At 33.0% G+C, this 12,114-nt stretch carries 10 protein-coding genes and 1 riboswitch; of the genes, 1 reads left to right on the top strand and 9 read right to left on the bottom strand.

What is annotated here, in order from left to right:
• Positions 1-14 precede the first annotated feature (14 nt).
• Positions 15-120, bottom strand: a riboswitch (TPP riboswitch).
• A gap of 30 nt (positions 121-150) precedes the next feature.
• From HCB38_RS00490 to HCB38_RS00475, 4 genes are all read right to left on the bottom strand, one after another.
• Complete coding sequence (locus HCB38_RS00490; protein ID WP_185637200.1) at positions 151-936, bottom strand: ChbG/HpnK family deacetylase; 786 nt, start codon at positions 934-936, stop codon at positions 151-153.
• Between the two features lie 24 nt (positions 937-960).
• Complete coding sequence (locus HCB38_RS00485; protein ID WP_185637196.1) at positions 961-1,881, bottom strand: M48 family metalloprotease; 921 nt, start codon at positions 1,879-1,881, stop codon at positions 961-963.
• 249 nt (positions 1,882-2,130) lie between these two features.
• Positions 2,131-3,210 (bottom strand): threonine aldolase family protein, encoded by a 1,080-nt coding sequence (locus tag HCB38_RS00480; protein WP_185637194.1) that lies wholly within the window; start codon positions 3,208-3,210, stop codon positions 2,131-2,133.
• Positions 3,188-4,432 carry an MrcB family domain-containing protein gene (locus HCB38_RS00475; protein ID WP_185637192.1) on the bottom strand — a complete coding sequence of 415 codons (1,245 nt, stop codon included), beginning with the start codon at positions 4,430-4,432 and terminating at the stop codon, positions 3,188-3,190. The genes HCB38_RS00480 and HCB38_RS00475 overlap by 23 nt, the downstream gene beginning before the upstream one ends.
• Positions 4,433-4,733: 301 nt before the next feature.
• Between HCB38_RS00475 and HCB38_RS00470 the strand changes: the two genes are divergently transcribed.
• On the top strand, positions 4,734-5,933 hold the full coding sequence (locus HCB38_RS00470) for an MFS transporter (RefSeq protein WP_185637190.1): 1,200 nt from the start codon (positions 4,734-4,736) through the stop codon (positions 5,931-5,933).
• A gap of 116 nt (positions 5,934-6,049) precedes the next feature.
• Here HCB38_RS00470 and HCB38_RS00465 read toward each other — a convergent pair whose 3' ends face one another.
• The 5 genes from HCB38_RS00465 to HCB38_RS00445 are packed head-to-tail and all read right to left on the bottom strand — an operon-like array spanning position 6,050 to position 12,073.
• Positions 6,050-6,601, bottom strand: coding sequence for a hypothetical protein (locus tag HCB38_RS00465; RefSeq protein WP_185317866.1), 552 nt, complete (start codon positions 6,599-6,601; stop codon positions 6,050-6,052).
• A 34-nt stretch (positions 6,602-6,635) separates the two neighbouring features.
• A complete protein-coding gene (locus tag HCB38_RS00460) occupies positions 6,636-6,920 on the bottom strand; it encodes a hypothetical protein (RefSeq protein ID WP_185317865.1) in 285 nt (94 codons plus the stop codon).
• Positions 6,921-6,934: 14 nt separating this feature from the next.
• Positions 6,935-7,873, bottom strand: coding sequence for a hypothetical protein (locus HCB38_RS00455; protein ID WP_185317864.1), 939 nt, complete (start codon positions 7,871-7,873; stop codon positions 6,935-6,937).
• Positions 7,863-8,453 carry a KwaA family protein gene (locus tag HCB38_RS00450; RefSeq protein WP_185317863.1) on the bottom strand — a complete coding sequence of 197 codons (591 nt, stop codon included), beginning with the start codon at positions 8,451-8,453 and terminating at the stop codon, positions 7,863-7,865. Before HCB38_RS00450 ends, HCB38_RS00455 begins: the two co-directional genes overlap by 11 nt.
• A 41-nt stretch (positions 8,454-8,494) precedes the next feature.
• On the bottom strand, positions 8,495-12,073 hold the full coding sequence (locus tag HCB38_RS00445; protein ID WP_185637188.1) for a DEAD/DEAH box helicase: 3,579 nt from the start codon (positions 12,071-12,073) through the stop codon (positions 8,495-8,497).
• Between the last annotated feature and the right edge of the window lie 41 nt (positions 12,074-12,114).

The following is a 12,114-nucleotide window of genomic DNA, read 5'->3' as shown; positions in this document are numbered from 1 at the left end:
AATAAATTTTCCGGTCACTTTCACATTCACTTCCCTACGCTTGCACTAACAAACAGGTTCAAAGGGTCAGAAAGCATTACCTTCCTATCTCAGCCAGAATCGGCCCCCCTAGTTTTTCTTATTAAGTTGTGTTTATCATAGCATAGAGTTTTAACGCTGTAAATCCCCAAACGAAATGAGCTCAAACCCGTTTTCACTAAGCCAATCCCGCACCCGCGCGTCGCAAATCGTCGCAAGCTCCCGGCACCGCATCGACGTATAAGAAGAATTATCCAGCACAAATTGATCCAAAAAACCGACATCAAAATGCATCTCTGCAATTTCGTCTGGCGCTAATTTTAGCAAGCCAAAATCATCATTAAGGAAGTTCTCAACCGAAACGCCGCCGCTTGTGTAGGGAAGTGCGCCCGACTCCAGCAGTTTAGTGATTGGTAAATAACCTTCTTGATCTGGCCATTTTTTATCACCGCTGTATTTTAAAGTCGTGTGAACCCCAAACTCACGCGCAATGTCAAAGAAAGCTTGGTCAACTGTTTCATCACCGATTGAGTGGCAGTCGATATGCTCTGGGTAGTGACCAGTTAGCGCTTTGAACCGTTCCATTTGAGCGATAGTTTCCGTGCGCACATCTTCGTATTGGAATTTCAGTTCTGGGTTAGCCCGGTAGTATTTGGAACGATGGAATTCCCCGTTTTCGTCGACGAGTGATGGGATTTCCACCGGGTCCGCGCACGGTTTTCCGAGCAGGAAGTTTGTGTGTTGCCCGATGAATAGGTCTGGGTGGGCTTTTGCGAGAGCGATTGCGTGCTCGGCAGTTTCTAGGTTCGGCATGAGTAAGGTGGATGTTGTGATGCCGGTTTTGTAGCTTTCGATGATGCCGTGGTTGATGGCTTTGGATAGACCGAAATCGTCTGCGTCGATGATTAGTTTTGGCATGGGTGGGCTCCTTAATAAATATTATTAGTCAATTAATTTTGAATAATTTTGATACTCAATTTCATTTACAGAGTCTGAAATCCCTATAAACTTTTCTATATATTGTATCCGATATGAGGTATATGGATGTGTTGATGCCAAGAAAGCTAGCAAACCTTTCCTCACATCTCCATCCGTCTTTTCAAGCAGATAAAAAAAGCTCAAAAGTTCCTCACCATAACCAGCCTTTGCGGCAACTTCATCCGCTCTATATTCAAAGTCACGACTTCCTAAGTTTACAAAATAAAAGCCTAATTCATAATACTTTAAGTAGCTCCAACCTACTATTTTTGTAACAACGCTTAATAAACTAGTAGAAATAGAGCTGTTTCCACTGAGCATTCCTTCTACGAAAGCAAATACGAAACCAATGAAAAAACTTATACCATATATTGGTAATAATGCAATACTTAAAATTGTAAAGCTAGTATTAAGTAAAATAAAATTCAAGGTATCTTTATTAGCAAGATGTCCATATTCATGTGCAATAACAGCTTTTAACTCACCGATATTCAGAGAGGCTAGAGCACCTTTAGTAATACCGATAGTCTTTTGTCCCAATGCATAAGCATTTATATCATTTTCTGCTATTACAAATACTTCAGCTTTTTTTACTTTCGGATAGAAGCTGCTAACTTTTTGAAATACTTCCTCATTTATAGAATTTAAACCATTAACCTCATTTAGAGTTGCTGGCTTCTTAAGTCCAAGTCTAACTCTATTTCTCCAATCTCCAAATAGACCATAATTCAAAACAAATACACCGACAAAAAGAGCGCTAATAATTGTTATTGCTCCTAACAGCGGGATTGCTAATATTTTCTTAACAATCATTAGTGCAATAAGAACTGTTAGTGTCGTCCAAATGATATAAACATAATTAAATTTACTTTTTCTAATTTCCATTTTCTCATTCCCTTTTTATAATATTTCTAGTCTTATTTAAGATAACCCCCTCATGTATATTATAATAAATAAAATTTATAACTTGGTGAACATTCAGTTACATTTATCTTTTAAAATACGAATTTATATGTTAAGTAGATATCTTTTTATTTTAAAGATGTTAAAAAAATCAATTTAACTGCGGACTCGATTTTAATTGTATAAAAAAACCAGTAATTAAAATACTGGCTTAGAAAATTGCTTTTAATTCTATTTTACTGAATTTACAAGTTTCTTAAATAAATCATCCAAAATCTCCAACGGTATCCCCGCATACGCATCCCCAACCGAAACCTCAAACGCACAAACATCCGCTGATTTCTCCTGCAAATACCCCGAAATCCCAACGCCAGTTTCATCCTGAATCTTCGTCAAAATCGCCCCAACCTCATCAGCCGACTTCTCAAAATAAACATGAAACATATTAGAAACCGGCACTTCCGGCACAGTCTTCACACCCGAACACGAATTAAATCGCTCAGCCAATCCTTTCGCCGCTTCAAAATACTCCGCCATTTTCCCAATCCGTTTTTCAAAATAATAATCCGCGGACAAAATATACGGATACAAACTAATCAAATCCCCGCCATACCGCCGTTTCCAGATTTTCGCCTCTTGCATAAAATCATCATTCCCAGCCAAAATCGCCCCAGCAATCCCGCCAATCCCTTTGTAAAACGACACATACACACTATTAAACAACGCACAAATTTCTTCCGCAGACTTCTGATAAAACGGCGTGATTTCCCATAACCGTGCCCCGTCAAGATGCAACGAAATACCCTGTTCATGGCAATACTCCGAAATCTCCTCAAGCTCTTCAAAAGCAGGCAGCTGCCCACCAATTTCTCGTTGTGGAAGTTCGATAAGCACACTAGAAACTGGCTCGCGAAGGCTTTTAATATCGTCAATTGTCAAAAGTCGATTCGCTGTTCCAAGTAATATGGGCGTGATTTGTTGCAATTCTTTTAGCCCGTCTTGCTCATGAATCTCCAAATGCGAAAGCGGATGATATGCCACGCGCCGATTCTCTTTCCGGTCAGCCCAAATCCTTAACGCGATTTGTTGAGCCATAGTACCACTTGGAAAAAATACCGCAGATTGTTTCCCGAGAATTTTCGCGATTTTTGTTTCAAAGTTTTCAATAACTGCGCCATTTCCGTAAATATCGCTTTCTAGGTTATCATCTATATTTTGAAGTGCTTCTGTCAAAACGCCTATATTGCGCGGACCATTCCCACCTAGTTTATATGGTGTTTTTTGGTAGCTAGTTTTTAGTGTGTTTGTCATTTTGGTTCACTCCTTTTACGATATAATTGATTGGTTTTATTTCTAGGGTCTCATCGAATAAATTATCAATAATCTTCAGTTTTGGCGCTGTATTATAATCATATACCCGATAAATTTTATAAAGCTCACCTTTTATTCTCGCAACATTTAATTCATTATCTGATAAATAAAATGGAGCATCTCTATTTCCAGTTGTTGTTTTAACTTCGATATAAATCTCTATTACTTCATTTGGTACATCTGGATTTATGTCATAAGAAATAATATCATATCCATGCCCATCACCACGTTCAGCAACATGAGTGATTTTATCTGCATAGGGTTTTGTAATAGAATTCTTTGTTAATCGCTCTCTTTCATAATTAATTACCAAATACTCTCCTTGCAACCCTTTTTCCGTATTTCTAATAGCTTCTTTCGCATAATCTCTTTTAGTGATGTAAGATGCTTTTTCTTCCTTAACTAACGAATTTCTTGAACGTGTTTCTTCTTTACCTAAAACTAATTTGCGCTTTTTTTCTATTTCAAAAACTTTCTTTGATTTTGTTTTTTCACTTAACTCATTGAAAGTTCCATTATCAAGAATGAAATCGATTGTATTCTCTATACCTCTCTTGCCTTCCAAAGTTAAGTGGCTTTTTAATTCCTTAAAAACAGTAATCATTTGCAGTAAATCTTGCAGTAATAAATCATTATCCGTTTCTATCAGATCTGAAATATTATAATACTTACTATAAATATTACAAGATTCATAACCTTTCACAAGATTAGTATAACGAGATTTCTCACGACCTAAGTTTATCGGTTCTATTGTAAAACCATTGTTAGATTTTAACGTTGATAGGTTCTCCTGCCAAAAACAAGCTATTTTTTCCAAGGTTAGTTTAGTATTTCTATAGTTGTTTTTAACATATGTGTATCCTTGATTTAAAGATAAATATACACCTTGGTAATCACTTGTAAACAAATAAACTATATTAACTCCCTCTTGAACACTCGTACTAACTTCTTTATCATGTACAGCAATCCATGGCACATTTGCCCAACCTCCTGTACCAATAGAAGCAGATATTTTATAGTCATTTCCTAACAAGAAGGTTTCAAAAACTGTTTTCGCACCTTTCTTAAAGTTTTTCGCTACTTCATTCCCAGCCATCGGATGATTAGTTATTTGTTCCCCGTAGTTTTCTTGCATGTATTTTAATAACCTCACTAAGTTCATCACAAACATCCTTTTCATAATATGTATTTTCATCTTCTCATACATATTATACCTAAGAATGTAAGATTATTGTGAATTTAACTATAAAAAGCGGTTATTCAACAAAAGAACTATCCTCCTGAGTATCCTCGAAAGAACAGCTTTTATAAATAAAAGTTTTAAATTCACGCTAACAAATCCACTCCCGCAACTTCTCCTACCACTCTCCTCCAACATTATTATAATAAAAATTTTGACAATTCTAATTATAACCGCTAAATTAGAAGTACAACATATTATAAAACACAAAAGGACTGAACACATGTTAAAAAACAAAAATTTTAGATATTTATGGTTAGGTCGTTTAATCAGTAATGCCGGAGATAGCATGTATTACATTGTATTATCTTGGTACATTTTAACACTCACTAATAATTCGTTTTGGGTAGGGATAGTTAATTTTGCTATTTTTATACCTAACATTTTTTCCTTTTTATTTGGTCACTGGATAGATACACATTCCAAAAAAAGATCCTTGCTTTTATGCGAATTCGGGCAATTATTCGCGATTTTAATTATGGTTATCAGTATTTTGTTGGATTTTCAAAGTCCTCTGTTATTATGTATTTTAGCATTTTTAGCTTCCCTTTTTGGTATGAATACATATACTATACAAGACGCAATGACTCCGTTTATCATAAAAAAAGAACAGCTAGCAAGTGCTCAATCATATATGTCTGTTGCTTATAATGGTACTGAATATTTATTTAATGCTCTAACAGGATTCTTAATCAATATTTTTTCAACAATCACCCTTTTAGTTGCCAATATATTTACCTTTTTGTTCGCAATCTTTTCTTTTTCAAAGATAAAAGAACCCACAGAGGCAAATAATAAAGAACCAGAACCTTTCTTAAAAAATGTATTTAAAGGCTTCATTGAACTATTTCAAAATAAAACCATTTTATTTATCGCTATCAGCGGAGGCATGGCAAATTTTATGTTCGGCGGATTGAATGTCTACCAAGTATTAATTGCAAAAGAGCAAGGAAGTGCCATTGTGCTTGGACTATTGACATCAACTATGGCCATTGGAACATTGATTGGCTCAACTCTCCTAGCAACATTATTACTAAAATTCATGAAAATCGGAAAAGTACTAACTTTATGCACGCTCATGTTCGGACTAACAATGTTAATAAGCTCTTATTTTGTAAATTCTTCCCTTATTATTCTTATCTGGGGGATTGCAAGTACTTTTTTAGGAGTTACCCATGTTGTCCAAAAACCTTTTTTCCAAGTATTAATTCAAAAAGAACATTTGGGTAAAGTTTTCAGCGCTCTTTATAGCCTAAGTGTAGCCACATTACCGATAGGAGCATTATTATTTGGCTATTTTAGTAGTCATAATTTAAATAGTTCTACCTTTCTTCTTATTTTCGGCGGAATCTATTTACTTATCAGTTTGATATATTTTGTAAACAAGCATATTTTTAAATTCACTATCTCAGATAAAATATAAAAAGGACTACTATCATAAACACCCCCACTAATCTCATCTAAAATGAAATTAATGGAGGCGTTTATTTTATAATTTTTAAACAATAGGTGGTTATAACGGATTCCATTTCTTATAGTTTAATTTTTCTTATATGTTTCCTGAATCAAACTGTTCTCTTTGTCATCCACTTTTTTCAAAACTAATTTCTCACTTTCAAGCTCCATAGAAAGTACATAATCTCTTTTTTCTTTAGTATCCACACGGTATTCATTTCCTTTTTGCTCACTTTTCGTTATCTCAATACCATCCTGTGCTTCAAGCATTTTAAGAACTTTTTGCACGTTCTCTTTTTCACTTTCTGTTTCATAACCATACACTTTTTTACTAACTACCGGACCATCATATTGGTATTTATCGCCATCTTTTTGTTTTAATTTATAAGAATTCGTTATGGCAGCTTCATCATCAATATACAATTCTGTTACATTACCATCTGCATCCATGTCCAGATCCACACTCATCTTACTTGCCATACCCGTATCTTTTAAATTCTTCCCATCACTCGCACCTACACTAACCGATTCCAACTTCCATTTCCCAGTAAATTTACTATCAACAACCTCTTTACCACAACCCACTAACAAAAGACAAATACCTAAAATAATAATACTTACTAACTTTTTGCTCATCTCGTTGCTCTCCTTTTTTGTATATAATTAACGGTTAATCCCGTTCCACCTCGATGTACTCCATTGCTTGCGTTCTCTCTTCAAAATACTCATCATGCCATTCAATCCGCACCTTCTTATCCAGCGAAACTCGAACACTTTTTGCTAAATGCGAAAGAGCTTTTATATCCACTCCATCCCCATCAAAATTCAATAGCACTGGCACTTGATCACCAAAATTATCCCTATCTACTAAAATCGCAACCCCGCCAGCTTCATCTTGGTATACTCGCACGTCTAAATTAGATATTATTTCCCATCCGTGTACTGTTTTTTTCATTTCGTTTATCCTCCTTATATCAATGCGATATCTCTACTAATTAATCTTTCCACAATAGAATCATGAATAATAGCAATAAATGTTTTGTAATTATATTCATTTACTTCTATAATTCTATTTTCACTACATATAGTTACTTGATCTGCTATTGGTAATCTTTCAACAGCTTCACGAATTCTATCTATCGTAAACTCAGTCCCTGATTCTTTATATTTCGAAAGTCTAATTGTCGGCCGTTTTTGGTTTAAGATAGCTTCTTCAATTTTATCATATCCATCGAATTTCACAGAATATTTTTCAGCAGCAACTTTAAAGTTTCGTTCTTTAAAATGCAAAAGGTTTTCTTTCGCAAGTGCTTTTTTCTGTTCAAAAGTTCCTAACATCATTTCAAAATCAACATTATCAAAAACATACAAGCAGCCGCTATTTTTATCATATTGAGCGCAAACTGTGGTTGGAACTGTAATTCCAGCACCTATATCATATAGGACACTTTTATTTCCTGTAGTGAAGAATTTAGGGATATTTAAAATTGATCCCCCCTTTACAACCCCTCTTGATTGAATGGGTAAAAACAAACAATCTGTATCAGATTCTAAAAGAATAAATTTAAATTTATCTTTATCTAAATCTAATTTCCCATCACAATTTGTATTATCACTAATTGGTATAATTTTGTCATATACAGATAACGTAGTTTTCATTAAAAATCGATTTACAAAATCTTCTAATAAATTATTGACAGGAAGCTCTTCCAAATCAATATAGTATCCATCCTCGAACAATAATGAATCAGTAGAATATTTTTTTAGTTCCTTCTTTCCTGCAAGCTCAGAAATATTTTCTATTTCTGCAACTATTTTATCTCTATCTTTTTGACTTAAATGTAATAACTGAATTCTATCTAATTTCTTATTCTTATTTATCCCAACCCATGCATTGTCATATATCATTTTCATTCTCCTCAGCAATTAAATATGTATTGCAATCAGCCGAATCACCTAACCGAGTATACAAATTTGGTTTATCGGAAATTCTTAGTTTTTTATCTATAGTTAAAATATAATTCCCATCTTCAAGCTCATAAATATCCATACCAAAAAATATTAATAAGATATTTGGAAATACACTTGAACCTCTAATCGTTAACGTAAAGATTAATATCTGTAAAATAATAAAAACAATTAAAGTTATTAATAGTTCATCTTGAAATACTAAAACAGAAGGCAAAATAATCCCCATAAAGAAAGCCACAACATCGCCATTCTTTTTAGCGATTTGGTTTTTTCTATTAATCAATATTCTTTTATTGTGACCATTCTTCTCTTTCCCCCTCTTAAGCAAGAGCCATTTTAAAAAGGCCAAAGATAATACTGATAGGACTAAAAAAATACCTAGAATAAAGTATATTAACGTATCACTTACTTTATTTGTTTGCATTTTGATTTGTAAACTAAATAGTATATAAGCGGGTAACATCGCTGTCACAAAATATGTTATTTTAAACAAAAAACTTGTACCTTCAAAAATCACTATTCAACTCCTTTTTCATAAGACCTATGCGATTATTTGCTCTAATTACTAGATATTATCTCTAACCTATTTTGCAACACAAGCAAAGAAGGATTCTTCTTCCAGACATTAGCATCTCCAATAACATATAATCGATATTTAGCTCTTGTTACAGCAACATTTACAATATTTTCGTTCACCCAATTAACCGCACCCATTGCATTAGCATCACATCCTAGTAAAAAGATTACTTCTCCAGCCTCTTTTCCTTGGAATTTATGCACTGTTCCACAATGAGTATTGAGCCATGACTCAAAAGTTGCCTTAGCATATCTTTTTAGTATAGATGATTTTTTAGCTTCTTGTACAAATCCTCTTATTACTGATGTAAAAGGAGAAATAATATACATATCAGCCTGACCTTCCTGCTTTTCAAATGCTCTTTCGACTACTGTTACAGCCTTTTTTACTTGTTCTGGTACATGATGGTTTTTATTACCTATTTCATTTCCGTCAATTGAAATCCACAATGAGTTTGGTTCAACTAAATTTTTTTCAATTGCTTCTTTAGGCTCAGCTGTTTGAAAAAGCATTGTATTGTTATAAGCCAATTCATTTGAAATAGAAAACATTGGATTTAAACAGCGACGGTGAATAATTAATGGACAACCCACCCATTGCTTTTCGGTTCGATCATTAGAAGAAAGAAAACTTCCAATATAATTCACACTGTCAGCAAAAGTCTGTACAGAAATCACCCTGCTCTTATACCAAGAAAATTCTTCCTTTGCAAATAGCTCTAATAAAAGTTTAACATCTTCAGTTACTACCGGTTCCACTTGCTTAGGGTCACCCACAACAATAGCTTTTTTAAATCGCCAAAGTGCACCAACAGCCATTTGGGGAGTAGCCTGTCCAGCTTCATCAATAATTAATTGCCCTAAACTTTCCGGTTCCTCTACATCGGCTAAAAACCTGCTAACAGAAGCAAATGTTGTTGAAATAACTGGCGTTACTAGAAAAATTGTATTTAACAACTCTTTAAAACAATTCTTTCTATCTCGCTCGGAAAAATAACAAAATTCCTTATCACTATTCTTCTTAAAATTCCACAAGTAGCCTAGATTAACAAGGTTTGATTTCACTTTTTCTGAAGTTAAAATAAAATATTTATTCACTTGTAAAGCTAAATAGAATAGTTTTTCTCTTTCTCGATCATACTCTTTTGTTATCCAAGGATTTGCAAGTTGCGCTTCCAATTCTATAATTGTATTTTTCCCATGAAATCGGGAAAGAAATGCATCATTAAGTATTACCATCCCACTTTTCTCTAAATCAGCTATCACTTTTTCCCTCTTGAACTCAGATTCAGCTTGGAGTTTTGTTAACTCACTTTGTTTTATTTGAATCTGTTTTTCATATAAACCAATATCACTATGATATTTTTGAGATTTATTCTCTAGGTTAACTTTGTATTGCTCTTGTTCTAACAAAGTCTCTTTTTGATAAGCGATAATTCCGCCTTGTTTTCGTTCAGTTATAATAGCTGATTTTTCATGCTCTCGTAACTTTAGAAGATCCTGTTCTAATTGTCTTATTCCTACTAAGCGTTGCGTTTTCAAAAATCGATTGAATACTTTTTCATGAAACTTTTTGCCAACTTCTAAATTTGCTATCTCTTTTGTAGTCTCAAGAATCTTCTCTTGCAAAATACTTGTGTCCTTCTTTAAGAAAACTAATTTGCTTTTTTCTCTTTCAAACTGAAAATAATCATTTTTTAACGTTGGTAAAAGCTGTCTCAATTCATAATCAACAACCATTACCTTTTTCTTGAGATAATCTATATTCTCTAGGTACTTTTTAATATCCTCAAAAACAGATTTTTCTTTATGACTTAATGGCTTTGTATTTAAATTCTTTCTATTCTTAAATTTACTAATTTCATGTAAAGCTTGTTGCATATCTTGGACTTTTTGATATTGTTTTTTGAATTTGTTTTTAACTTTTTCAAATTCTGCCTGATTATCTTTTTTGCTACTAGTTTTATAATTAATTATTGGCATTATTACTTGATAAAAATAATTGGATAAATTAGCTCGTTTTCCTAATGGGGCGGAAATTAATCCCCATTCACTCAGAGTTTCCTTATTTTCTAAATTATCATTATTATGTTTTAATAAATGAGCAAGTAAAGTAAAATAGATGTCTTTTCTTTTTACACTTTCTTTTTTCATTTTGTTATATTTATCACATATTCTCACACGAAAAGATAATTCTACCTCTTGTTTTCGTTGATTGAACAATTCCTTTATTTCTGAGGTTTCCTTTGAATCGATACCATCCATCAAACTTGTATAGTCTGGTAATTCTTTTGTGATATTTTCAACTGCTGCATTATTAGATGATACAACTAATAAATTAAAATCATTTATTTTATCATTTTTCAGTTCATAGAAATGGTTAAATTCATTATCATATCCTCTATACTTCTTACTCCCATCCTTAAATGAGATTGTATTAAATGCGTCGTCCGCATTTTTATATTCAGCTAATATCGCTGCTCTTTCTACCACATTGTGCGCAATCAGTTCTTTAAGTAAGGTTGTCTTTCCTGTTCCCGGCGGTCCATTTACAGAAAAAATCTTTCCTTCCTGTTGCAAATATGCATTAATAGCTAGTTGTTGCATTAAAACAGGTGAATGCTTGGACGGCCATTTCCCTTTAGGACTATTTAAAGGATCCAACATGCTTGTTAATAAATCATCATTTTGTCTAATATCCTTACGATTATTTTCTAGTTCATTTCGATTTCTATCATCATGAAGTGCTGTTACATAATCAACGAAATCATCTTGATTGTTTGTTGTCTTTAATTTATTTAACACGAGCTCAAAATCACTTTGAAAAAAGCTTATCATCAATTCACTATGATCTTCTAAAGTATCATTATATTTATCAAATTCTTTCTGATTTTTAAACCGAGTATAAATTAAATTGTTATAATAGGTAACCCCATTTTTTTGCTCTATGGAAACATAATCATCAACCAAAAGCTTCACTATATAATTAAAAAGTCTTTTTAACAATTTTACAGTAATCTTATTTTCTGCTTCATTTACAGAAAAAAAGTGTGCTTCAATAATAGCCATCGTTTTATAATATTCTTCTAATTTAAGTTTTGTCTTAAGCTTATTAGGATACTGACAACACACCGTCATTCCCCATAGTAGTGGAGATACTCGAAGTGACTCCTTAATATATTGTCCCTCTGAATTTACTTTTAAAGCCACCATAGCGATGTTTTCCATATTATTTTCAACTGTTTCTCTATCTTTGAAATTTTGATAAAGTGTATCAATAATAATTTTCCTTTGCATCCGACCAACTACAATATGAAAATCACTACTAGTAATTGGTAATTGTTCATTAAGTTTTTCATTATCTTTAATCTTCTCTTTAATGGTTTGTTGATCTGTTACTTCCTCAAAAATAGTCAGCTTGTTTTGATTTATCTCTTCCATTTTTGATAACTGTACTTTTCTATCTTCCGTGTTTTGTATTGGAAACGCTTTTTGGTTCAAAAATTCTATTAATCGCCAAAATTCAATAATTTCCATGGCTTTTAGTTGTTTTGTTTTCATAACTGCCCCCGCCTTATGCTATGTCTTCATCTCACGAAAAT

The organism is Listeria farberi (assembly GCF_014229295.1).
Lineage (GTDB): Bacteria > Bacillota > Bacilli > Lactobacillales > Listeriaceae > Listeria > Listeria farberi.
This window is presented reverse-complemented; position numbering and strand designations above follow the sequence as displayed.